This is a genomic window from Pseudoalteromonas 'SMAR' (genome assembly GCF_048515945.1).
Taxonomy (GTDB): Bacteria; Pseudomonadota; Gammaproteobacteria; order Enterobacterales; family Alteromonadaceae; genus Pseudoalteromonas.
The window spans coordinates 64,780-90,686 of the sequence record NZ_JBLWMW010000008.1; the positions used below are offsets into that span (position 1 = coordinate 64,780).

Consider the following 25,907-nt stretch of genomic DNA (forward strand, 5'->3'; position numbering starts at 1 on the left):
CACCACTAGCCATTGCCATCATTAGAATTGGTAATTAAAACTCAACTTAGCGTTGCGCTCATTACCAGGTAACCCACCTAAGAACATGGCTTTACTGTAATAACGTTCATCAACTAGGTTTTCAATATTCAGCTGAATATTATACTGCTCGGTGGCAAACTTCACCGCGGCATCCCAGCGCGCATAACCATCAATGGTCGCCGTTGGCAAACCAAATGCTTTTGAGTTGATGGAGCGCTCACTTTCGTAATTTAAGCCAACACTGTATTCAATGGTGCCGACAAGCGCGTCTACGGGTTGTGTGTAACGCACCCAAGTGCTGGCAAACTTTTGCGGTACGCCTTTCTTTTGACCCGAGCGAGTGTTGCTCCGAATTTCAATGGCATCTTGATACGTGGCGTTGACGTTTACACTCAAGCGTTCGCTTAATGCCATGTTTAAGTCAAGTTCCACCCCTTTTGATTCGTCTTCGTCATCAAAAAAGAAGCGTGGCACACTGACGTTATACTCAGGTCCTGGTTTATCACTGTATTCAGGGTTGGCATACATTAAGTTGGTGCGTTTGGTTTCAAACCAAACAATTGAACCTAGCAAGTCTTCATCAAACGCCGTAAAACGCACACCAAAGTCTAGTGTTTCAGACTCTGAGTCTGGGCGGTTTTTGCGGTTGCTGTCTGACTCATCGACTAAACTTCCTAAAATACCATAGGCAGTGCGCCCTTTTGCAACGTTCACAAATGCCGCTAGGTTAGGTGCCAACTGGTAGTTTAAACCGAGATTGTAAGTAAAGCCGGCATCATCGGTATCCAGAGCTTTACCCTCTTCTGGTGCACGGTCAGAACCTAAGTGCTGATACGTTTGTTCCACCGTTGAATAGGCTGCACCGACTCGAGCGGTCAATGCGTCGCTAAGATAAACCACCTCTTGCGCACTGATGCCATAGGCTGTTAGGTTTTTATCGTAGTTACTGCGTAAAGACGGGTCGTAGTCCATAAATTCAGCCGTTGGCCAATTGGGCTCACGAATATCGAGGATATACGGGATTGCACCATTGCCGTCACCGTCGTAGGCTGACCAGCTCTTTAAGCGCATATCGCGGTTTTCGTAATTAACACTAACTAAGTGCTCACCATGAACAGTATCTAGATCCCAAGTAAGCTGTAAGTCGGCAAAGTACTGCCAGCTTGACTCACTGGCCACTTGGCGACGATATTCCTGACGACGTGCAGCGAATGGATACAAGGTATCGTCGACAACTAAAGGCGCTCTTGGGTCAGCATTGATCACACCACGACGCTCCCAATAGACATAATTGTAAGCACCGGTTTGACGCACAAAGTCTGAGTCATAGCTGCGCCATAATAGCTGCTGAGTTAGTTTCGAGTTCCTATCAATATACCAATCATGACGCAGTTTAATCCGCGCTTCTTGCCCTTCATTAGGGCGAGAAAGTGGAGAGATAAGGCTGCCATCGCCTAAATCGAATGGCTTTAGACCATCACTGGCAGTAATGGATGCTGCTAATTGCGCCCGTTGCTCAGCCGTTAGTTGCACACCAAGAAAGCGCTGACTTTCCTCATCGAATTGGGGATCATTGGGTAATAAGCCAGCCGTCACAGCCCCAGGCTCACTGGAAATACTGTCCCAGTTTAAGATCCGTACCGGATCCCCCACTGAGTCTATTTGCTGAGCATCATCAATGTAGGCTGAAGAAAGCAATAGCGTGTGGTCGTTATTGACATCAAAATGCAAACTGGCGTAAATCTCATCACGCTCTGACGCTAAATCACGGTAACCATCACTGCGCTCATGATTGGCAACCAGTCGATATGCGAGTTTATCGCTAAGAGCATCCGTAACATCCACACTGACACCATAAGTATTCCATGCACCGATTTTACCACTGAGCTCTACCGCACGTTCAAACTGTGGCTTTTTCTCAACTAGGTTCACCACACCACCTGCAGCCCCGATACCATATAAGCCGGTGGCTGGGCCTTTAAGTACTTCGATGCTCGCAATGTTGGTTAGTGAACGAGTTGGATTAAAGCTGTTGCCTAAGTCCGCACCACCATACATACCATCGTAGGTGTAGTTCACCCCTAAACCACGCAAAATCAGGGTATCGCCTACGCCATAGTTATTCCCTGCTTGCGATAAGCCACTAATGTTTCGTAAAGCAGATTGCAACGTGGCCGCACTTTGAGAAGCCAATAGCTCCTTGTCCACTACCACCACCGCGGCAGGGGTTTGCATCAAGTCCATATTTGACTTGGTGGCCGTTCCCGACTGTAGGATAATTTCATTGTGTTTTCCGTAAACGCTAATGCGTTCAATTTGATCATCATTAGCGTAACTGGCACCGCTACTGCCGAGCAGGGCCAATTTTACTGCAACACTGGCAGCAGATAGCATAGAAGCGCGAGAGAATTGCATGTTTTAACTCCAAACTGCAAACAGGGCCTTCATGCCAGAAAGCCCATATAATATGTTGTTTACGTGGATGCGGAGTCTAGCAAGAAAACTGTAATGATAACAACTCTCATTTGCATTTATTATTTGTAACCAATTTTACTACAGCTATAACAATGTAAACAGCTACCACCACCTGTTTCTATATTGTGTACCCATATAAAAGGCACGGTTAATACCAATCCTTTATGTACGCTCACCCAACCTTGGCAACTCTATATTCGCTTTACTAGCTTGCCAGCTTTTTAGTGAAGCTTATTATCAGGACACCCACCTTATTTAACCATTAACAATACACCCACTTTATCCATGGCAGTTACCTCTGTTTAAAGGACAGCACCCACTTTCTCAAAACACATGCTTTTTAGGCTTAGCAAGACACCCATGCTTTTAAGCGGCTTCCTTCACTATTGAAAGAACTTTACATGAAATCGTTATTGAGCTTGCTTAAAAGGGTTGCGTCGATTTGTAGATATAACGAGATGGAAGACAAAGCCAGACAGCAGTAACTAAGGTTGAAACATGTCAGCAACTCGATTAGTATAACTATAAATAATTACTTATTCCATAAAGTTATATTGGTAATTTTGTTTATTCCTGAGGCACAGTCATGACAGAACAACACGCTTTATCGCAAGTCTATTTAGATGCTAATGCGACCACTCCTGTTTTAGATAAAGCGGCTGCAGCCGCCTTAGTGACCATGGAAACACAATTTGGTAACCCCAGCAGCAGCCACATCACCGGCCTACAAGCAAGGCAGCTGATGGAACGTACCCGTGAAAAAGCGCAGCGAGTGTTGGGTTCTGGGCAAGGTAAGGTGATCTTTACCAGTGGTGCCACAGAAGGCATACAAACTGGCATTTTATCGGCGCTGTGTGCAGCTAAAAAACGTCATAGCAATACCAATAAAACAACCATTCTTTATGGAGCAACCGAGCACAAGGCGGTACCTGAGTCGCTACATCACTGGAATCAAGTATTAGAAATAAACGCTGAGATTAAGGCTATACCGGTAGATAATAAGGGCAACCTTGACAAAGACTTTATTGCCAAGCACGTGCCTAGTGCACTGATGATCTGTACTATGGCAGTAAATAACGAGACCGGTGTTTATCAGGATTTAAACGCTTTAGAGCAGATTATTAGAAAAAACAACCCTAGTGTATTTTGGCTAGTTGACTGCGTTCAAGCATTGGGAAAACGGCAACTTAATTTGGCCGCGACGACCATTGATTATGCCCCTTTTAGCGGCCATAAACTTTATGCGCCAAAAGGCATTGGTTTTGTTTACATTCGTGACAATGCCCCATTTACCCCTTTTATTGCAGGCGGGGGGCAAGAAAACGGTTTACGCTCAGGTACCGAGAACCTGCCAGGTCTTGCAGCATTGGAAGTGATTTTTGACCAATTACTTGATGACACTGACAGTTGTTTTGTCGATGCCGAAACGCTTACCCACTATCGCGAAAAGTTAGCGACTGCCTTAAGGGATGCTTTTCCTACTATTGTTTTCAACAACTCCTTTGAAAACAGCGTTCCTACTACCCTAAACTTTGCCATTCCTGGGTTTACGTCAAAAGAAATCATGGACTTATTTGATGCTGCTAATATTCGTGTAAGCTCTGGCTCGGCGTGTAGTTCAGCCGTAACTCGAAGCTTTGTGTTAGATGCCATGGGATTGCCCGTATGGCAAAGTGAAGCCGCTATTCGCATGTCATTTGGACCGGCGACCACGGCCAGTGAAATCGCTACTGCCTGCGAGCGGATAGCCTACTGCGCCAAAGCATTAGGCCACAGTTGCTTACTGCAAAATGACCATGAAATAAGTGAAAAAACCGTATTAGATGGTTTAATGCAGTTTAAAGTAGGCGGCGCATGTTGTTGGCTCTTTGCAGACAGCAGCAGCAAAACGGCTGTGGTTATCGACCCTTTGCCTGAGCTCGTTGAGCGCATCAATACTCTATTAAAGTGTCAACAGTATACTCTTGTAGCTGCACTAGATACCCATGGTCATGCCGATCACCAATCCAGCGCCTGCAAACTCAACAGCAAACAACAAGCGTGCGATCATTTAGGCTGGCCTGCTACAACCGATACCATAAAACATCAAGGGCATACCTTGCCAACCATTCAGATTGGCGACTACACCTTGGCAAAAGTAGCCACGCCAGGTCATACCGATGACAGCGTCAGCTTCTTATTGCTGGACAAGCAATCAGAGCCAGCAACGATAAAGTTTGCTTTTTGCGGCGACTTAATCTTAATGGCTGCATTGGGTCGTACTAACTTCGCCACCAGCTCGTCCTCAGACATGTACCATAGTTTACAGCTATTAGGTGAGCTGATTGCAACTGACACCCTGCTTTGCCCAAGCCATGATTATAATAATGAGTTTGTAACCACCATCGCAGCAGAATGCCAGCGCAATGTTATTTTAAATGAGGTTATGACAGGCACGCTCACCAACGCTGAATTTTGCGATAAAAAAGTGCTTATTGATAAGCAATTAAATGACCATCAAGGCAGTGAAATAATATGTGGTGCCACACTTTGCGGCCAAGAGCAATTTGTACTCAAAGAATACAATGCCGCCAGTTTAGCCAAACAAGCCGCTCAGGACGATAACTTAATGCTTATCGACATTCGCGAGCCCCATGAGTATGCCCTTAACCATGCGCAGGAGTTTGACCAAAATGTGCCACTAACCCGGTTGGTAGATTTTATTGCCAAACAAAATCATGACAAGGATCAGACTATGGTACTTGCCTGTCGCAGCGGAAGTCGTTCGAAACTTGCTGCACAAGCGTTAGCAAGGTTGGGCTTTCACAATATCGGACATTTAAAAGGGGGTTATGCATTAGCAAACCTATCCTAAAATCCCCTTAACAGTTCCTTTCTTAAAGCACTTTGACTGCTAGCCAGTCAGGTGCTTTTTTATTTCCAGCTCATTTGCCTCCACCACGATTAGTAGGTTTGTGCTTATGAGTTATGAGCTTTAGGCCATTGATCACTCTCTATCCTCTTCACGTACTGACCTTTAATAAAAAAGACACCCACATTAACAGAATTTACCCAGCGCTATGGCCCATAAAAAACTTCACCTACCTTCTAAAATATGTCCCGTCTGTATGCGGCCCTTTGTGTGGCGGAAAAAATGGCGCAATACATGGCAAGAAGTAAGATACTGCTCAAAACGGTGTGCTAACAATGCCAAAAAAACGGAAAAATAACAGACACCCACCTAAATAAGCTAACAGACATCCACTCTTCGACTTCAAAAGAATGCCAGAAAGCACAACCGGCAAAATAGCAGACACCCACCTAAATAAGTTAGCAGACACCCACTCTACGAATTAAAAAGGATGGCAGTAAGCACAACAAGTCTACGATACAATGACCTCTATGAATGACCACAAATCGCCAAGCCAGTTTTCCTAACGCTGACCTGCTTTTGTTAATAAGAACACAATAACAAATTAATTTACTGTAAAATCAGCAGCAGACAACGCAAGCAATATTGATAACCAATATCATTTAGAATATCATCCCGAAAAATTAAGATATCAAAGGATGTATCATGCGCTCATTTAACTATAAAAACCCTGCTTTATTAGCCAGCTTGGCGCTTGCATTTTCAGCTTCAACACATGCTCAAAGTGACCAAGCCAATTCAGCTACTGATGAAGACATCGAAATCATTGAGGTAAGCCCTCGAGGACTTATCTCTTACGTCAGTGCTACCGCATCAAAAACGGCAGTGCCGATTGTAAAAACACCAGTCTCAGTATCAGTATTAACATCGCAACGTATTTCGGATCTTGGTGCCGAGACACTGCAAGATGCAATTGGTTATGTCGCCGGTGTTTATAATGGCCCTTATGGGGTTGACACCCGAGGTGACTGGTCGAAGGTTCGGGGGGTGGATCCACTGCAATACGTAGATGGATTGCAAAAACAATTTGGTAATTACAATAACACTCGCACCAACCCTTATGCTTTAGAAAGCGTTGAAATTTTAAAAGGTCCATCTTCTGTTCTTTATGGCCAAGGCTCTACTGGCGGTATTATTAATGCGGTCTCAAAACGACCTAAAGCAAAAACGGAAGGCGAAATCTGGGCTCAAGTTGGTAACTACGATCGCCGCCAACTGGCTTTTGACTATAACAGCGCATTTGGTGCTCAACAGCAATATCAAGCCCGTGCCGTAGCCATGTATAGAGACAGTGGCACGCAAACCGACTTCGTTGATGACAACACCTTGCTACTTGCACCAAGCTTAAGCTGGTTGATTAGTGAAGATACTGAGGTAACCGTACTGGCAAACCTACAAAAAAATGAGTCGGGTTCGTCTACGCAATTTTTCCCTCACGAAGGCACAATTCTACCCGCAGAATATGGTCAGATCCCAAGTGAGCGCTTTATCAGTGAGCCGGGTTGGGACAAATACGATACCGAGCAACAAGCAATTACTGCCATTGTTGAGCACAGCATCGATTTAGACACACAGGTGAAATTTTCAGGTCGCTACAGTGATAGCAGCTCTGAATATCGTACCATTTACTCCTGGCCACCTAAATTTGAGGCTGACAAACGCACAGTTAACCGCATAGCCAGTCTTACCGATGGCAGCGCTCGCAGCCTTACGATGGACTTGCAATTACATAAATACGCTGAACTTAATTCAGTAAAATTGACCATGGTGTCAGGTGTTGATTATCAAGATGCTGATACGGATGCCGATCGTGCTCGCGGGTTAGCCGCACCATTGGATCTGTACGATCCGGTTTATGGCCAAAGCGACGCTCTACTGCCAACAGAGGTCACTGATAACCCAAACAACACGCTGAATAACAAACAGTTAGGCGCCTATGCCCAAGTCACGGCTGAAGTTGATAGTTGGGTTATCAATGCCGCCCTTCGCTACGATGATGTGTCTAATCAACTGCAAATGGCAAATGCTGTGAAAAACAGTCAGTCTGCCACCACAGGACGAGTGGGTGTCCTTTATCAATTCGATAATGGTATTGCCCCGTATGCCAGCTACTCAGAATCCTTTAAGGCTGTATTTGGCCAAAAAGCGCAAGGTGGAGCTTACAAACCACTTGAAGGTGAGCAAATTGAACTGGGTATGAAGTACCAACCCACGGGCACAGAACACTTAATTACAGCATCGCTGTTTGAGATCAAAGACAAAAACCAAGTACGCAAAGTAACGCCTGAATTTGAAGTTCAAGACGGTGAAGTCGCCATTAAAGGCTTCGAATTAGAAGCGCAACTTGAGTGGCAATCGGTAGACGTTTACGCCGCTTATTCGTACCTAGACACCGAGCAAGATCTCACGCCTTTGACTCCTACCGAGTTATTTGTGAACCAAGATCAAGTCACTCTTATTACCGATGACGCGCCCTTATCTGCCACGCCTAAGCATTTAGCGTCTATCTGGGCAACCTATCGGGCTGATGAGTACGTGTCGGGGTTAAAATTTGGCATGGGTGTCCGTCATGTTGGTAAAACGTTCGATGGTAGTCGCACCGTAGAGCTGAATGGCCAAGTATTGCACCAACAATTGGTCACCGATAACTTTACTCTGGTTGATATGATGGTGGGCTACGATCTCGAGGAGTATGAATTTAGCTTGCAGGTTGACAACATCGCAGACAAAACTGTGATCACCAGCTGCTTGTATCGAGGCGATTGTTTCTACGGTCAACGTCGTACCGTAAGCGCAAACGTAAAATATAAGTTTTAAGATTCACTGATTTGATGGTCGGCGGCAGTATGCCAATACTGCCGCCATGTTATAGCTAAAATTGCCATCCTCACTCAACAACACTTTAAGATGGGTGTCTTGTCAAACTTGCTTTAAGATAGGTGTCTTTTCAACGCTGCAATTAAGGTGTCTATGGCGCTTTTATCAATCCCCAAATGGGTCACTAAGCGCATGCCTTGATAGCCCGGCGTTATAATAATCCCTTGTGCACGTAAATCAGCGGCAATAGTTTGAATATCAATGCCCGCATCTACATCAACGAAGACAATATTGGTTTGCGGTGGCTGTCTGCTGGTATCAAAACCAGGTAATGTATTTAATTGCGCTGCCAAATACTGGGCGTTTTGATGATCCTCTGCAAGGCGCTCTACATTGTTCTGTAACGCATACATTCCGGCCGCGGCGAGCATGCCTGCTTGACGCATACCGCCACCGAGCATCTTGCGAATGCGGCGCGCAGTATTGATAAAGCCTTGGCTGCCAACTAACAGGGAGCCAACAGGCGCGCCTAAGCCTTTAGATAAACAAATGGTAAACGAATCAAAGTACTTTACTATCTCGGTGATATCGACGTTTGCTGCCACGGCGGCGTTGTATACCCTAGCGCCATCAAGATGGAGCTGAAGATGATGCTGTTGGCAAAATTGCTGTGCTTGCTTTAAATAGGCTAAATCCAGTACTTTGCCACCAATGGTGTTTTCTAGGCTCAGCAATTTTGTTCTGGCAAAGTGCGCATCATCGGGCTTAATCGCCTGCTTAACTTTGTCTAAGCACAAGCTACCATCCGCTTCATTGTCGATGGGCTGTGGTTGAATAGAGCCAAGCACCGCGGCTCCTCCGGCTTCGTATTTATAATTATGTGCCTGTTGCCCACAAATATATTCATCACCGCGCTGGCAATGACTCATTAATGCTAATAGATTCGCTTGGGTGCCTGAGCTGGTAAATAATGCCGCTTCAAAGCCATGCCGTGAGGCTGCGTATTGCTCAAGAGCGTTAACACTAGGGTCATCACCATAGACATCATCGCCAAGCTCTGCATTAAGCATATGCTCACGCATCGCCGGAGTGGGAAGGGTCACTGTGTCTGATCGAAAATCCATGAGTTGCCTGTCTTTCATTGTCGTTGTAATGCCGCTTAGTGTAACAACTGAGCGACATAAAGTGACGAATTTGAGGTGAGTTTAACTATTCGCGGTTAACTTCGCACTTAGCTGCTCTAAGCTTTGGCCTTTGGTTTCTTTAACAAACAGAAATACCAATAATAACGCAAGCATAGAGCACGCACTATAAAGTAAAAAGGTGGTGCTGGCACCAAAGGTTTCAAGCTCCCATGGAAAAATCAGCTGCACAGTAAAGCTGGCGGCATTATTCACCACCCCCACCACGGAGATAGCCACAGCTCGAATCGAATTGGGAAAGATTTCGGAAAACATCACCCACATCACAGGGCCTAAAGACATGGCAAATGCAGCCACAAAGATCGAAATACCAGCCAACACTAAGGTCGCTGGCATAGTAATACTATTGGCAATAATTTGCGCTTTGTATTTGCGATACTCTTGAGTGGTTAATTGTGACTTTAACGCGCCATTAAAGCTGACATCCGAATCAAAGCGCTGAGCGGTAAGTGGCATCAACTTACTGGTTGCCAAGTCTGGATGGGCTTGTTTTATTTGCTCTATCGCCTGTGGCGTCAATTGATAGGTGGCCTGCTTAAAGCCCCAACTACACAAGGCCATACTGAAACTAATGCCGATTAGACCAATAATGAGTAACGGCCGGCGACCCAATTTATCAATACTGAGCATCGCCACCACAGTGAAAATAACGTTAATCAAGCCTATCCAAATGGCTTGGACAAAAGCGGCGTTGGTGCCGACGCCACTTTGCTCAAATATGGTTGGCGCATAGAAAAACACCACATTTATTCCTGATACCTGCTGGGCGATACCTAACAGTAAGCCGATACCTAACGCTAACCTTAGCTTTTTACTGAACAGCAGCTTTAGTTTAGCCAGTACTGAACCACTGCGATTGTAATCGCTGTTTAAGTCATTATGAATATTTTGCTGTTGCGATAGCGCCTGTGCTGGCGAGTATAACTGCTGCAAAGTTTGTTGTGCTGCTGAATCTTGTTTTTTCATTAATAACCAGCGCGGACTCTTAGGCAGTGCTAGCAACATCAACATCCACAATAACGCTGGAATTGCTTCTATTCCTAGCATCCAGCGCCACGTATTGCTGCCTAATTGCAGCCAGTTCACCCAAGGCAGCTGCAATTGGCTTAGCTGCAATAAAAAATAATTACTAAAATAGGAGATAAATAAACCAATCACGATATTTAATTGGTTTACTGAGACCAGCCTGCCACGTTGTTCCGGCAAGCTTATTTCAGCTATGTACATGGGTGCGACCATCAGCGCACAAAATGCCATACCACCGATAAAGCGCGCCAACACCAAAGTTTCAAAGGTGTTCGCAAAGGCCGATAATAATGCCGAGATAAAGTACAAGGATGCAGTGATCAACAAGGTTTGTTTTCGGCCAATGGCATCTGCCACGGGTCCTGCCAGCATGGTGGCTATCAAGCCCCCTAAAGTGGGCGCACTGACAACTAAACCTTGTTGCCAAGCGCTGAGGTTAAACTCTTCAGTGATAAAGCCAATGGCCCCCGATATCACCGAGGCATCAAAGCCAAATATAAAACCACCTAGCGATACAATTAGGGTATATTTCATTGCGTTAGATATCGACAGTGGTTTCATTTTTTTACCTTTTTAGCGCAGACACGGAGTCACGAGTAATTAATGTCGGTGGGAAGAGGTTGTCTACCTCCGGTTGTTTTTTATCTTTGTATACATGTTTTAATACCCAACGAGCCGCGGCTTCTCCCATTTTTCGAATGGGGTTGTCGATGGTGGTCAGCTTCGGGTAAAGGTATTTAGCAAACAGCACGTCATCAAAGCCCACTATAGAGAGCTCTGAGGGCACTTTGATCCCCGCTTCTCTGGCAGCGGTCATGGCTCCGGAAGCCATTTCATCATTGGCGCACACCAAGGCAGTAAAGTCGACACCAGAGGCAATAATGTGATTTAGCGCGGCACTACCATCGGTTTCATGGTAACCACCCTCGAAAAATAAACTCGGTTTAAAGTCAATCCCCTGTTCTGCCAAGGCCTTTTTATGTCCAGCTAACCGTTGCTTGGCATCCAATTTAAATAGCGGACCACTAATATAGGCCACCTGCTTGTGTCCAGCATTCAATGCCGCCTTAGTGGCTAAATAACCACCCAGTTCGTTATCGGTATAAAAGCAACGTTCTGCGAGCTCTGGAATATGACGGTTCACAATCACCAGCTCAATATCCCGCTTTGATAACTCAATCAGGTATTCATCGCTGACTGCCTCTGCATGTACAATTAAGGCATCACAGCGTCTATCGAGTAAAAACTCTATGGCTTGCTGTTCTTTTTCAGCATCACTATGTCCGGCCGCAATAATGGCGTGCTTACCAGCGTTACGTAAGGTTGTTTCAATGGTACTCATCATGTCACCAAAAAAAGAACCATGCAGTTCAGAGACCAGTAAACCAACACTGTTACTGCGGTTAGACGCCAACGATTGAGCAATTGCATTGGGCTTATAGCCCAGTTCAGCCATGGCGCTTAACACTTTGTCACGAGTCTTATCACTCACCTTAGTGTTGCCATTCATTACTCGCGACACCGTAGCTAAAGACACGCCAGCCGCTTTTGAAACCTCATAAATTGTTGCCATTTTTGTTTTTAACTCATCCGTTGTCGATGTAATGCATTCATTTTAAACCATTTACAAAACAAACGCCTCGCAATATCCATAACCAACAGAACATAATTTAACCCTGTTAACAAGACACCCACCCCAAAACCAATCAAACTGCATTTTAAATTTACCAGACACACACCTTAAATTAGCCAGACACCCATCTTTACTTAAAAGGTATCGATTAAGGCCTTGGTTTTCGCATCAGCGATTTACAAAGAAGAAAACACTTAATGCAAATGATTTAAAGGACAGTCACTCAAATAGTTTGGTTACAACTTGATATGGGTGTCTTTTATTTATCACCTTTACCTATCACACCTAGATAGCTGTCTGCTAAACGATCCAAAGGTGGGTGTCTTTCAAAGTATCTGCTACCTCTTTATCCTGAAGTGGGTGTCTGCTTAATTACCTCTTAAGTGAAGTCATCCAGCCTATTTTCTTGAGGTAATCAAATCTCGGTATGCAAGGGCGCTCAATTTAGGAGTGCGCTTTTGCGTTTTGTAATCTACATACACAATACCAAAGCGTTGGGTGTACCCTTCAGCCCACTCAAAGTTATCCATCAGACTCCAAGCAAAATAACCACGGATATCTACGCCCGCATTTATCGCCTCATGCACTGCATTTAAATGGCCATTAAAGTAATCAACACGAACTTCATCCATTACACAGTCATTGTTTATGTCATCAGCAAATGCCGCACCATTTTCTGTAATGTATAAAGGGGGCAAGTGGTATTGGCTGTTCAGCTGCGTTAATAAATCGCGAAAAGAATCAGGCACTACCTCCCACCCCATGGTCGTTAGGTGTTCACACGTAGGTTCGACCAACTCATACCAACCTTTGCCATCGGCTCTATAACGGTTATGGGTGTAGTAATTTACGCCAAGATAATCCAATGGCGCAGAGATAATGTCTAAGTCTTCAGCTTGTACTTGGGGTTGTACTTCAGGGTCAAGTTGCTGCAATAATGTGGGGTAACAGCCATCTATTAGTGGCTTTAAATACCAGTGATTACAATAGTCATCCGCTATTTTAGCTGCATCAATATCTGCTTGAGAATGTGTCGCTGGGATAGCATTGGCAAAGTTCAGCACAATACCGTGCAAACTATTAGGACAGTTTTGTCTTAACCTTGCCATGGCTAAACCGTGAGCAAGAAGTAAATGATGCGCAGCTTGTCGCCCTGCCTGTTGTGATTTAATGCCTGGCGCATGGATGCCAATTTCATAACCTAGGTGAGCACTGCAAAAAGGCTCATTTAAGGTGGTATAGGCATAAACCGCGTCACCTAACTCTCGACTTACTACATCGGCATAATCGGCGAACGCATATGCCGTATCGCGATTCAACCAGCCGCCTTTTTCCTCAAGTGACTGAGGCAAGTCCCAGTGATAAAGCGTAACAAACACCTTTATCTGTTTAGCTACCAAAGCAGAGACGAGTTGTTTGTAAAAATCAATCCCTTGGCGATTAAGTTGACCGTTATCTGACATCACTCTTGGCCACGACACAGATAAACGGTAAGCATCCACCCCTAGCGATTCAATTAGCTCAATATCTTGCTGCCAACGCAATACATGCTGACACGCCTGATCACCGTTACTATTGTCAACAATGGTACCGGGCTGCTCGCAAAACCTATCCCAAATAGACTCACACCGCTGTGCTTTGGCCCCTTCAATCTGAAAAGATGAAGTCGCAACTCCAAAAATAAAGTTCGACTGCATCATTTTCGAATCTTCTGGCAAAGTTAACTTTTTCATTATATTTAGCCTCAGTCAGCATCAAAGCCCAATCAGTACGGTTTCTGCGATAAAAAATCCGTTTAGTTTGGTATTTTTATTTGAATTAACGCGCGCTTTCTGCAATTATCAATACAAATGTAAGCGCTTTCATTGTGTAAATGTAAGCGCTTTACCAAAAAAAATCAACTAGGAGTTTCACGTGAGCGCACCGTCTCAACTTGATGCAACACCCACTACAGAGCCGCAACAGCCGGGTCAATACCGCTTTGCGCTAGGTGCATTAACCTCGCTGTTTTTTATGTGGGGTTTTATTACCTGTTTAAATGACATCTTGATCCCCTATCTCAAGGGAGCATTTGAGTTAAATTACACTCAAGCCATGCTGATCCAATTTTGTTTTTTCAGTGCCTATTTTGTGGTTTCTATTCCTGCGGGTCGCCTAGTAAGTAGGATCGGCTATCAAAAAGGGATTGTTTCAGGTTTATTAATCGCAGGACTTGGCTGCATTTTGTTTTATCCTGCTGCTGAAAGCGGCATCTACAGTGTATTTCTCTTTGCGCTGTTTGTTCTTGCGGCTGGGATCACCATTTTGCAAGTTGCAGCGAATCCCTTTGTCAGCGTGTTAGGATCTCCTGAAACAGCGCCTGCAAGGTTAACCATGACCCAAGCGTTTAACTCACTTGGCACCACAGTAGCACCATTTTTCGGAGCCATTTTAATATTCAGCGAAGGCAGTGTGGTTGAGGTCGGCGACGCCAGCGCTACGCAAATGCCATACCTAATGTTGGCCGCTATGCTAGCAGCTCTGGCCATTATTTTTGCTTTTTTGAAATTACCACAACTCAAGGGCACCACAGAGCAAAACCAGCTTGGTGACTCAAAAGCATGGCACCATAAGCACTTAGTGCTCGGCGCAATTGGTATTTTTGTTTACGTTGGCGCAGAGGTGGCTATAGGCTCAACGCTGGTTAGCTTTTTACATCAGCCAGACATTGGTGACATGACTGAAGCGCAAGCTGCGAAATTGATTGCCTACTATTGGGGCGGTGCCATGGTTGGACGCTTTATTGGCGCCTTAGTGATGCAAAAGGTATCTGGCCGCATTGTACTAACATTCAACGCGTTATGCGCGTTTGCCTTAGTCATTATCGCGGTGCTGAGTGATGGCAAACTGGCTATGTGGAGCATCTTAGCCGTTGGACTGTGTAACTCAGTTATGTTCCCAACTATTTTCAGCTTGGCGCTCAACGGCCTTGGTAAGCAAACCGCTGAAGGCTCGGGTATCTTATGTTTGGCCATTGTTGGGGGTGCATTTATTCCGCTGCTGCAAGGCGTGCTTGCAGATGGCATCAATTTACAAATTTCATTTTTATTACCAGCTCTGTGTTATATCTATATTGCCTACTTTGGCTTTAAAGGGGCTGAACCTCAGCGTTTCAAGGGTAAAAGCTAATGAACAAAAAGAATACTTTACTCACTATTATCGCCGCAGCATTAACACTTTCTGGCTGCGACAGTAAAGAAGTAGCAAGTACTAGTGACGACAAAAGCGTAAAAAACTGGCCGGTCATTGAATCAGCCGTTAAGTCAGATCCGAATGTTGAAGCCAAAGTAGCTGAACTACTTAAGGATATGACACTAGAGCAAAAAGTTGCACAAATGATCCAACCAGAGATCCGCAACATGACGGTAGAAGACATGCGCCAGTATGGCTTTGGTTCTTACCTAAACGGAGGTGGTGCGTTTCCTTATAACAACAAACACGCAACACCACAGGACTGGGTGAAGCTAGCAGAGTCTCTTTATCAGGCATCTGTTGACGATAGCTTAGATGGTAGCCGCATTCCAACGATGTGGGGCACAGATGCAGTTCATGGTCATAATAACGTCGTGGGAGCCACTTTATTCCCACACAACATCGGCTTAGGTGCGGCCAACAACCCTGAATTGATTGAAAAAATAGCGCAAATCACAGCCAAAGAAGTTCTTGCTACAGGTATCGATTGGATTTTTGCACCAACCGTTGCCGTCGTTCGTGATGACCGCTGGGGACGAACCTATGAAGGCTACTCCGAGCACCCAGACATCGTGAGAAGTTATTCAAGAGCCATCGTAACGGGTTTACAAGGCTCACCTGAGCAGGATTTTTTAGGTGACACCCATGTAATTAGTACCGTAAAACATTTCGTGGGTGATGGCGGTACTGTGGATGGCGATGACCAAGGTGATAATATCGCCAGCGAAAAAGAAATGATTGCACTGCATGCACAAGGGTACGTTGGAGGCCTTGAGGCAGGTGCGCAGTCTGTTATGGCGTCATTCAACAGCTGGCACGGTGAGAAGGTACATGGCAGTCATTACTTGCTTACTCAAGTTCTGAAAGAACGTATGAACTTCGACGGCTTTGTTGTTAGTGACTGGAATGGCCATGGCCAAATTCCTGGTTGCACTAATGACAGCTGCGCCCAGGCAATTAATGCTGGTATTGACATTGTCATGGCACCGAACGACTGGAAGTCATTGTATTATAATACCGTTGAGCAAGTACAAAAAGGTGAAATTGCGCAGACACGCATCGATGATGCAGTCACTCGCATACTAAGAGTTAAACTTCGAGCAGGCTTGTTTGACAGGCCAAGCCCAGCCAATCGAGATTTCGCAGGCAAAACCGATATCATCGGTTCTGATGAGCATCGTGAAGTGGCTCGTCAAGCCGTGAGAGAGTCATTGGTGCTATTAAAAAACAAAGCCCAACTTCTGCCTCTTAATCCAAACCAAGACATTCTTATGGCGGGTGATGGCGCAGACAATATCGGCAAGCAATCTGGCGGTTGGAGCATTACTTGGCAAGGGACCAATAATACAAATGCCGACTTCCCCGGTGGCACCTCTATCTACGATGGCATAAAAGCACAGGTTGAAGCCGCAGGCGGCACAGTCACCTTGAGTGAGTCAGGCAATTACGACAACAAGCCGGATGTCGCTATTGTTGTATTTGGTGAAGATCCATACGCTGAAGGTCACGGAGATAGAGCCACGCTTGAGTATAAGCCACAAGATAAATCTGATCTGGAGCTATTAAAGCGCTTGCAATCTCAAGGTATTCCAACCGTCTCTATTTTTATTAGTGGACGCCCAATGTGGGTTAACCCTGAATTGAATGCCTCAGATGCTTTCGTTGCTGCATGGCTACCAGGCTCTGAAGGGGTTGGCGTCGCAGACGTGATCCTTAGCGATAAAGATGGGAAACCAAAATATGACTTTACCGGCAAGCTTAGCTATTCATGGCCTAGCTCCCCCACTCAGATAGTTAACTTTGGCGACCAAGGGTACAACCCGCTGCTCGCTTATGGCTTTGGCTTAAGCTATCAAGATGACAATGTATTACCAGATACACTGCAAGAGGAGTTTGCCTCTGACTATGGCAGCCAACAAGGCGTTGAACTGCTGGTAAGGTCAATTAATAAACCTTGGCAAGGGCATTTATTCAATACTGAAGAGTCTTTACATATCAATGCAAATACTGCAGAGATCGGTGGCTTGAAATATCGTACAACTGACCGAGAAGTTCAAGAAGATGCTGTTATGTTAGCATTTGATGGCAGCACCAACAGCGGCTTCCGGTTAGCCAGTGAAAGCTATTTTAGGGAAGATTTGAGCCCGAATATACCTGACCAAGCAGCGTTAAGTTTTATGGCCCTTGTTACAAGCAAGCCATCAGCGCCTGTGATGTTGACAATGAGCTGTGAAGGCGAAGCAGATACAGCAGGCTCCTGCACTGCTCAACTTGATATTAGTGAACAACTGCAATCAATGCCTGAAAACACATGGCAGACAGTCACTATAGGCCTAGATTGCTTCACTAACCAAGGCTTTAATACCGCTAAAACGGTTGTGCCATTAGAGCTTGCGACCAAAGGTAAACTGGAACTTGGTTTGTCTGAAATAAAAATCGTGGCAGAAGAATCACCTACCATTCAATGCCAATAAGTGGAATTAATAGCTAAGCGGCTCAACTGCTTTGCATAGATTCACTCGATTTGTTTAGTAGACACCCACCGATTTGTTTAGTAGACACCCACCGAAATTAAAGTGGGTGTCTTTTTAGGAAAAGTACTGAAACTAATTTTCCTCAAACGCTTTGTAACCCCCCTCACAGAAAAGTCAAAGACCACGTTGGCTTTTTTCAAATTAGTATCTAACCTTTAAATTGCATTCAAAGGATTGAAGGTAAATTAATGGCAACCGCTAGAAGCAGACAAGTCTGTCTTAAAGAAACCCCATATTATCATTGTATTTCTCGCTGCGTTAGAAGAGCCTTTTTATGTGGCTCAGATAAGCACACTGGAAAAAACTATAACCATCGTCGTCGCTGGGTTGAAAATAGACTACTGATATTACAACAAGTTTTTTGTATTAATATTTGTGCATACGCAGTTATGAGTAACCATACGCATGTCGTATTACACGTCGACCTCGACAAAGCAAAAGAACTCACTGATCATCAAGTTTTGCAGCGGTGGAGCTACTGTTACCAAAGCTGTGAAACCGTTAATAAGCTATTGTCTGGTCAAAGACTGCTCGAACACGAACAGTTTAAAATCAAAACAAAGGCCAACGAAATAAGAAACCGACTAACTGACATTAGCTGGTTTATGCGTTCGCTAAATGAATACATCGCCAGAAAAGCCAATATTGAAGATCAGTGTACAGGTCGGTTCTGGGAAGGAAGGTTTAAGTCTCAGGCCTTACTAGACGAAGCAGCACTACTCGCATGCATGGCTTATGTCGATCTAAACCCAGTTCGGGCGAAAGAAGCTAAATCATTAGAAGGTTCTAATTTCACCAGCATTAAAAAGCGTCTTTTTCATGCCGATCCTGATGATCAACCACAGGGTTTATTGCCTTTTGCTACTAATCAAGAACATAGGTCCTTGCAGCAACAATTCTTGCCCATCAGCTTAGAAGCCTATATCGACTTAGTCAAAGTCACAGGACAATGTATTCGCAGTGATAAACCGGGACACTTACCAAGAGATTGTACCCTATTAAAGCGATTAAAAATAAAGGCCCTAGCCTGGATGAAAATGACAAAAGGGTTTGAGCATGTCTTCCACGGTGCTGTAGGAAGGTCAAACTCTAAACGACGATTTTGCAGGGCTCTATGCTTCAAACGCCTCTCAGGTATCACCAGTTGCGCTCTATTACTTGGCTAGCAAGTTTTCATATTAACCATGTGCTTATACAGTTAATGCGGCTGGCTTATTCATAGATTCCTCTACTGACTCCAAATGGCCAATAAGGCTTATCTAAAGTAAACGATTCTCTAGCAATGACTATTGAATTAGCGTAGATCTAAAGAGTTTTCAATCCATAGAAACCTCCCACTTAATATATAAACCTTAAAGTGGCTGTCTACTAATTATATTGGGTGTCACCTTAGTTCCTAGCCGGATCGACTACTTAGTCTCACTATAAATTTGTCATCGAAAAGGCAAGTTGTCACAACAGAAGTATCAACAATTTGAGTGGGTGTCTTGTGTAAACCTTTTGTAAACCTATTTGAATGGGTGTCTTGTGTAAACCTTGGCTACCTCGGATTTTTCTGTGCCTGTCTCCATAGTTGAATTGCATGGCTGTCTACGTTTATCGGTCTACGTTTATCGTTTTTATAGCATGCCATAAGTAAAAAAGCCGCTCACAGAGCGGCTAGCTTATACAGTGTAATTAATTACCCATGCTGTATCTAAAACCAATGGCGTATCTTGGTCCATATTGTGCAGCGCTTAAGAATTGACTTTCAAAGCGGCTGAATGAACGCTCGGTCTCATTAGTTAAGTTAACCCCTTCAAAGAACACGGTTGTGCGTTCATTGATGTCATAGTTAACACTCAAATCCCACTGCAGGTATTCTTCAGCGTATTGCGGTGGTGCACTCGCGCCAGCATCTGGAAGGCCTTGTGCAATTAAGTATTGGTCTCGCCACGCACCAGTTACTTTCACAGACAGCCCGTCTTTCTCGTAAAAGACTTGTACGTTTGCCGAGTCACTCAGTCCGGCCAACACAGCTTGTGAAGCTAAGACATAATTATCGTACTCAACATCGCCATCTACCATAGTGGCATTGAAACCAGCACCAAAGCCAGAATCACCAAACAGATGTTGCACTGCAACTTCAACACCATTTACTTTACGAGAGCCGACGTTTTCCGGTGAGTTAATCGTCCATTCGATCAGCGGATCGGTGGCCGGATCGGGAAGAATACGGTTGTTCTCTCCAATTCCTACACCATTGGCTACTATCTCATTGTAAATAGCGGCATCGGTTGCTTGCTCACCACGTGCTTCAATAGCAGCAACAGCATCATTCCATCGTTGTCCTTGGTAAACATCGTGCAAGCCATCAAACGTCGTTTTCACTTGGCTGTTATCAATCCAGTTATCAACGTCTTTCCAGAAAAGACCTACCGAGGCATAACTTCCCTCTTCATAGTAGTACTCTAAGCTAAGGTCAAAGTTAGTCGACTTAAACGGCTCCAAGTTTGGATTGCCTCGACTACCACTGCGCGAGTTCAACTTAGGTGATGGTGTCAGGCTTAAGTTGCCAAGCATATCGCCCAAAGTAGGTCGCGTTATGCTTTGGCCCCACGAAGCTCGAGTAACGAGATCTTCAGTAAGATCTACTTTAATATCAACCATTGGCAACAAGAGGTCGTAATTACCTTCGTACTCAACCTCTACTAATTCACCGCCACTGGCAAATTGAGTCAGCCATTCAGAACCACCCGCCCAGTATACTTGCTCAGCTACACGACTTTTTGCAGGGCTAACCACATCGGTTTCTTCGTAGCGCAAGCCAAGATTGACATAGACTTCATAGTCGCTAACCTCAAACATCCAGTTGCTAGAAAGGTAAACACTAATGGTTTCTTCTTCTACCTTGTTAACCGGAAATCCGTCAAAGCTACCAATCTCATACACATCACTGCCAATAACATCTTCAGTGAGATACGCCTCTTGACGAGCAAAAGCCTCATCAAGATCAAAAATGTATGTATAGCCCGGAGCCACGCCATTTTGACCAAACGCAAATTCATCTAAAAAGCCATTTAGGTCAACACGTTCGAACATGGCATCTGGAAAAATTTCAGCAAAGGTACCATTGTTAAAACCAGGCGCGTTGGCATTATTTGAGCCACCCCAACCACTTAAGGTTTGCTTTATAGGCCGCACCAAATTTCACCGTTTCCAAGCCAATGTCAGTGTAAGTAAATAACTGACCATCCAGTTGTACTTGTGACACCTCAGACTCGCCTGGGGTTCTGGTAAAGATGCTGAAGTTTGAGCCAATTTCACCTGGCTGAACTTCATTTGTGCCGTTGTCCCAGTCAATATTGTAGCCAGGAACGTCGCCTTCTCTAAAGAAGTATTCTTTCGTTGTCAACGCAGCAGAACCAAGGATCACACTAGCATTAGCATTTAACCCAGAGTCCATACCATTATCGGTGGTGGTTTTTGAGTTATGCGCATCTAGAGTAAAGCTAAGGTTCTCGCTCGCCTGCCAATCAATATTAAGGCCAGTGGCTTTTGAGTCTACTTCAGTGGTTTCACGAAATGCGGTAAACGAAGCATCATCGCCTGCCGAGTTATAGTAAATGGCAGTACCGTTCTCATCGAGCTCATAAGCGTTACCATTGCCACCAAAGGAGCCATTCCAAATACCCCAAGAGAAAGAGTTATTGCCCGTGACCGCATTTGAAATGGTGTGATCTAGAGTGATCACTAAGTCATCGGTGGGTGCATATTGCAATGTCGCCTGGGCGTTTAGGCGCTCACGTTTGACATCGTCTTTAGAAAAGCTCACTTCTTGCGGGAAAAATGCCGCAGACACATACTCGCCATTCTCTCCAGCACTGGGGTCAAAGAACTGCTTAGCAGGCATGCCATCCGCGTCCATTGGGCGATTATCAACAATATTTTCTGCATCCACAGATAAGGTTGGGTTGACCAACCACGATCTCACATTCGCAGCTTGACGTTGAAAATCACGACGGTGGTAGGAGAAGTTAGCCGAAACCCCAAAGGTATCATCCGCAAACGTATTACTGTATATACCGGCAATCTCAGGAGTTACCTCATCACCCTCTTCCACTGAAGTGTCGTGAATGCCTTTGGCCATAAAAGAATAACGCTCACCAGAACTTTGTAATGGCTTGGCCGTCACAATATTAACGGTTGAACCCAATCCACCTGTAGGCGACTCTGCGCGCGCGGTCTTCATTATCTCAAGAGCACTCACGCCCTCAGAGGATAGGTTTTCAAAGTTAAAAGAGCGGGTAAAACCTGTACCGGCCATTTGCCGGCCATTAAGTGTAACCAGGTTAAAAGAAGGCCCAAAACCACGAACTGTAATTTGGCTGCCTTCACCATTTGAGCGACTTACCGACACCCCGGTAATGCGCTGCAATGATTCCGCTAAGTTGGTGTCTGGGAACTTACCCATTTCCTCAGCAGAAATGGCATCCATTACACCTGATGATGAACGTTTCAGGTCCATTGAGCGGATCAAACTGCCTCGGATCCCTTTAACTTCAATGACCTCAACTTTCTCTGCTGATTCTTGTTGCTCTGTTTCTTCTGCTTGCGCCACTGCAATTAAACCGGCATTGGCGGCCATGGCTAATGACAGTTGGAAAGCAAGCTTGCTTTTATTGAATTTTTTAGTATTCATGATTGCCCTGCGACTCTATTCTTGCTGCACGCTACCGAGCTTAAGGCTCGGTAGCAGCCGGTTAATTACTGGTTATCTATTTCAACATTATCTAAGCGGTAAACTGCGCCTTCCCCTAAGCCCCAGCTTGGGAATACCATCAGCACGTCAATCGCGCTAATATCTAAACCAGCGTCATACAGTGCTTGTAATGAGAAGGTATAGGTTTGCCACTCACCAGCTTGTGGAGCTTGACCTTCAATGCTATCGGCCAAGGCGAGTTCAACCGCAGCGCTTGCATCGTTCGATTCGATTTTAAATAACCACTGCGCATCGGGGTTAGATGGCGCAGAAGTGATTTTCATATCAAACCTGACTACTCCAGACTCTAATAAATGTGAAGCATCGTAATAAACACCATCGTCAGCCAAGAAGCCCATTACGGTAGGTGTAGAACCAATCACAAATTGTGCAACTTTTCCGTGTGCAGCATCTTCATCGGTTTCGACTGTTGGCGTTGAGCCGCCACAGCAATCCCAAATTTGCCACTGCTCTGCCGCTTCTTCTTTGAATAAGCTTAAACCGCTGGCCGATTTGTTCGCCTCAGGATGGTAAATTTTAGCATTATCAACTCGATACACCGCACCGTTGCCCGTTCCCCACGCTGGGAAAATCATCACTACGTCGATAGCACTTGGATCTAAGCCTGCTTGTGCCAGGGTGTTTAAGTTAAATGTGTAGGTTTGCCACTCACCCGCTTGAGGTGTGTGTCCTTCATTGGCTGTTGAAAGATCAACTTCTACAGCACTTGCTGCGTTGTCGGATTCTACTTTCAATTTCCAAGTTGCAGCAGGGTCGTTTGGCATGCTGACGACTTTCATTTCAAACTGCAGCACGCCACCGTCTAACAGTGCACTGGCATCGAAAGGTTTGCCTGCACCGCCAACATCTGTACGAGTAGAGAAACCCATAACGGTTGGTGCTTCGCCAATGGCAAACTCAGCAACAATGCCATGCTCGGCATCATCCGAGACTTCTACTGGCGTTGAGCCACCACAGCAGTCCCAAAGTGGCCAATCTGCATTCACTGAATCTTGGAATAAGGTGAGCTCTGGAAGCGACGTGTCTTGCGCAATTTCAACGTCATCAACAAGATAAACTGCGCCTTCACCCGTGCCCCAAGCAGGGAAAATCATCAGCACATCAATGGCCGAGATGTCTAGGCCTGCGTCAGCCAGTTGTTGTAACGTGAAAGTATAAGTTTGCCATTCACCAGCAACAGGCGCGGCACCTTCACTGCTTGCCGTTAAATCAAGTTCAACAGCTGTCGCTGCGCCTACACTTTCAATTTTAAATTTCCATGGTGCTGAAGGGTCAGAAGGGAGCGAAGTCACTTTCATATTAAAGCGAACATAGCCAGACTCTAACATGCCAGAAGCATCGAATGGGCTAGGCTGTGCTTGAGGATCGGTTAAGAACTCAGCTCGGCTAGTAAAACCATTAACCGTAGGTTCCTCACCCACCAAAAACTCAATGACATTGCCACGCTCAGAATCTTCTACCAATTCAGGAGTTGAACCACCGCAGCAATCCCAAGCCGCCCAGTTTACATTGAGCTCATTGTCGAAAATGGTTAGGTTTTTAGCCGCACCTGATGATGGAGGCGCTGGCACTGGAGCTTCGCCTTCAACTAATGCATCGTCTAAATTATCGTAGCCAGGACGCACTGTTTCACAACCGCGACCTGTGTCTGGATTAGACGCACATTCATACACTCTAACGTAATCCACAACAAAAGATTGACCTGCAGCAAAAGCATCTGCGTCAATACCAGTATTATTTACGTTTTCAGGCCAGTCACCACCAACGGCTAAATTTAGGATTAAATGAAACTGTTGATCAAATGGCGCGGTATCCCAATGGGTAACCAGTTCACCCGAGCCTTGCTCGAAATATTCCGCAAACCAACCTCGGTGTTTAAGGCCAACGGCTTCGTCTTTGGAGTTATAGCGAACCTCAGACTGACGCTGCGTTGCATACAGATAACCATCCATATACCAACGGATCTCTCCTTCTTGCCATTCAATGGCATAGGTGTGGAAATCATCAGCTGGGTTTACACCATCAGGTAGTGCGTAAGCTTTACCTGAGCTGACGTTGTTCGGCCAGTCTCGGCCGTAATGAAGTGTGCCATGAATGTTGGATTCAACACTGCCGTCTTCATTTGCTACTTTTAAGTTGACGGCCTCCACAATGTCGATTTCACCCGACTTCGGCCAGCCACCGTAAACCTCATCGGTCGGTAGCATCCAAAATGCAGGCCAACTGCCTTGACCGCTTGGTAATTTAGCTCGCATTTCTATGCGACCATATTTAAAGTCAGCTTTGTATTTTGTATTCAGTCTAGCTGAGGTATATGGCTTTTCAGCGCCCTCTGCGGCTGGCAAAGCAACGATATTTAACATGCCGTCTGAGATAAACGCATTTTCATCGCTGTCGGTATAACATTGCTTCTCGTTATTACCGCCTCCCTCGCAATTAACCTCTTTGGTCCAATTGCTTGAGTCAATGTTTTCACCATCAAACTCGTCACTCCATACCAGCTGCCAGTCTGCCACTGGCGCTGTGGTGTCAACAGATTGATGATTTGTTTCGGTCTCGGCGCTGCCGCCACAACCAGCTAGTAGTGCGACTGACATAGCACTCACTAGTTTACTGAAATTTATTGCTGCACTCTTCATCAGTTACCCCGATGCAATACTTTGTTGTCAAATAATTGATAGCTAAGAACTTTATTTTTATCAAGCCGCTCAAGATTTACTTGCTTAAAGCGTCCCCTTAGCAACATGTAAGCGCTTACAAAAACATTCAAAAAAACACGCATTTTATGTAAGCGCTTTCACAAAAGTAAACCATGTAAGCATCTTCGTCAATAAATATACTTAAAACGGTAATAATTAATTACCAAAAAGTTGCACCTTAATTAGACACAACGCACTTCTTACGCCTTACGCCCTGCGGCTTTGTAATGACCAATAAGCAGACACAAAAATAACAGACACCCATCTATTGTTACCCTTATCGCTTCTCATCTATTCACCTCAAGCTTGATAATCACCCCAATATTAATTAACAAGACACCCACCTTATTTTTGATTTTTTCATTCACTCAGTGTATATAAAGTTCACTGTCGTGAATCTCTATCACCCCTAACCATCGTGTTAAAGAGAAAAAGATACAAGACACCCATCCTATTTTTCATTTCTTCACTCACTAAGTGCCAAAAACGTTCATTGTGATGAATCACTATCACCCTTGGTCATATACTTTATAGAGTGCTAAAGGTAGGCATTAGTAAGACACCCAGCCATTGTTACCGCCACAACTTCACGGCCA

The 25,907-nt window shown here is 45.0% G+C and carries 12 protein-coding genes and 1 pseudogene; 6 read left to right on the plus strand and 7 right to left on the minus strand.

Features of this window, described 5'->3' with window-relative positions; all coding sequences use genetic code 11:
• Positions 1–21: 21 nt before the first annotated feature.
• Positions 22–2,436, minus strand: a complete 2,415-nt coding sequence (locus tag ACNKW2_RS05635; RefSeq protein ID WP_419147670.1) for a TonB-dependent receptor — start codon at positions 2,434–2,436, stop codon at positions 22–24.
• Positions 2,437–3,082: 646 nt separating this feature from the next.
• On the opposite strand from ACNKW2_RS05635, the gene ACNKW2_RS05640 reads away from it, so the two are divergent.
• The 3 genes from ACNKW2_RS05640 (at position 3,083) to ACNKW2_RS05650 (ending at position 8,224) form a co-directional block, all read left to right on the plus strand.
• Positions 3,083–5,350: an aminotransferase class V-fold PLP-dependent enzyme gene (locus ACNKW2_RS05640; protein ID WP_419147671.1), complete on the plus strand. Its 2,268-nt coding sequence runs from the start codon at positions 3,083–3,085 to the stop codon at positions 5,348–5,350.
• A 205-nt stretch (positions 5,351–5,555) separates the two neighbouring features.
• Positions 5,556–5,705 carry a DUF2256 domain-containing protein gene (locus tag ACNKW2_RS05645; protein WP_419147672.1) on the plus strand — a complete coding sequence of 50 codons (150 nt, stop codon included), beginning with the start codon at positions 5,556–5,558 and terminating at the stop codon, positions 5,703–5,705.
• 347 nt (positions 5,706–6,052) lie between these two features.
• On the plus strand, positions 6,053–8,224 hold the full coding sequence (locus tag ACNKW2_RS05650) for a TonB-dependent siderophore receptor (protein ID WP_419147673.1): 2,172 nt from the start codon (positions 6,053–6,055) through the stop codon (positions 8,222–8,224).
• Between the two features lie 113 nt (positions 8,225–8,337).
• Here ACNKW2_RS05650 and ltaE read toward each other — a convergent pair whose 3' ends face one another.
• The 4 genes from ltaE to ACNKW2_RS05670 all read right to left on the minus strand — a co-directional run bounded on the left by ltaE (position 8,338) and on the right by ACNKW2_RS05670 (position 13,818).
• Positions 8,338–9,348 carry a low-specificity L-threonine aldolase gene (ltaE, locus tag ACNKW2_RS05655; RefSeq protein ID WP_419147674.1) on the minus strand — a complete coding sequence of 337 codons (1,011 nt, stop codon included), beginning with the start codon at positions 9,346–9,348 and terminating at the stop codon, positions 8,338–8,340.
• An 81-nt stretch (positions 9,349–9,429) separates the two neighbouring features.
• Positions 9,430–11,013 carry a sugar porter family MFS transporter gene (locus ACNKW2_RS05660; protein ID WP_419147675.1) on the minus strand — a complete coding sequence of 528 codons (1,584 nt, stop codon included), beginning with the start codon at positions 11,011–11,013 and terminating at the stop codon, positions 9,430–9,432.
• A gap of 4 nt (positions 11,014–11,017) precedes the next feature.
• Complete coding sequence (locus ACNKW2_RS05665) at positions 11,018–12,025, minus strand: LacI family DNA-binding transcriptional regulator (protein ID WP_419147676.1); 1,008 nt, start codon at positions 12,023–12,025, stop codon at positions 11,018–11,020.
• A 458-nt stretch (positions 12,026–12,483) separates the two neighbouring features.
• Positions 12,484–13,818 carry a GH1 family beta-glucosidase gene (locus ACNKW2_RS05670; RefSeq protein ID WP_419147677.1) on the minus strand — a complete coding sequence of 445 codons (1,335 nt, stop codon included), beginning with the start codon at positions 13,816–13,818 and terminating at the stop codon, positions 12,484–12,486.
• A gap of 181 nt (positions 13,819–13,999) precedes the next feature.
• Between ACNKW2_RS05670 and ACNKW2_RS05675 the strand changes: the two genes are divergently transcribed.
• The 3 genes from ACNKW2_RS05675 to ACNKW2_RS05685 all read left to right on the plus strand — a co-directional run bounded on the left by ACNKW2_RS05675 (position 14,000) and on the right by ACNKW2_RS05685 (position 19,016).
• Positions 14,000–15,253 (plus strand): sugar MFS transporter, encoded by a 1,254-nt coding sequence (locus ACNKW2_RS05675; protein ID WP_336565145.1) that lies wholly within the window; start codon positions 14,000–14,002, stop codon positions 15,251–15,253.
• A complete protein-coding gene (locus ACNKW2_RS05680; protein WP_419147678.1) occupies positions 15,253–17,790 on the plus strand; it encodes a glycoside hydrolase family 3 protein in 2,538 nt (845 codons plus the stop codon). The genes ACNKW2_RS05675 and ACNKW2_RS05680 overlap by 1 nt, the downstream gene beginning before the upstream one ends.
• Before the next feature lie 248 nt (positions 17,791–18,038).
• On the plus strand, positions 18,039–19,016 hold the full coding sequence (locus ACNKW2_RS05685; protein ID WP_419147679.1) for a transposase: 978 nt from the start codon (positions 18,039–18,041) through the stop codon (positions 19,014–19,016).
• Positions 19,017–19,527: 511 nt separating this feature from the next.
• On the opposite strand, the pseudogene ACNKW2_RS05690 reads toward ACNKW2_RS05685, so the two are convergent.
• Both ACNKW2_RS05690 and ACNKW2_RS05695 read right to left on the minus strand, forming a co-directional pair.
• Positions 19,528–22,531, minus strand: a pseudogene (locus tag ACNKW2_RS05690) (TonB-dependent receptor).
• 65 nt (positions 22,532–22,596) lie between these two features.
• Positions 22,597–25,251 (minus strand): family 16 glycosylhydrolase, encoded by a 2,655-nt coding sequence (locus ACNKW2_RS05695; RefSeq protein ID WP_419147680.1) that lies wholly within the window; start codon positions 25,249–25,251, stop codon positions 22,597–22,599.
• Positions 25,252–25,907 lie beyond the last annotated feature (656 nt).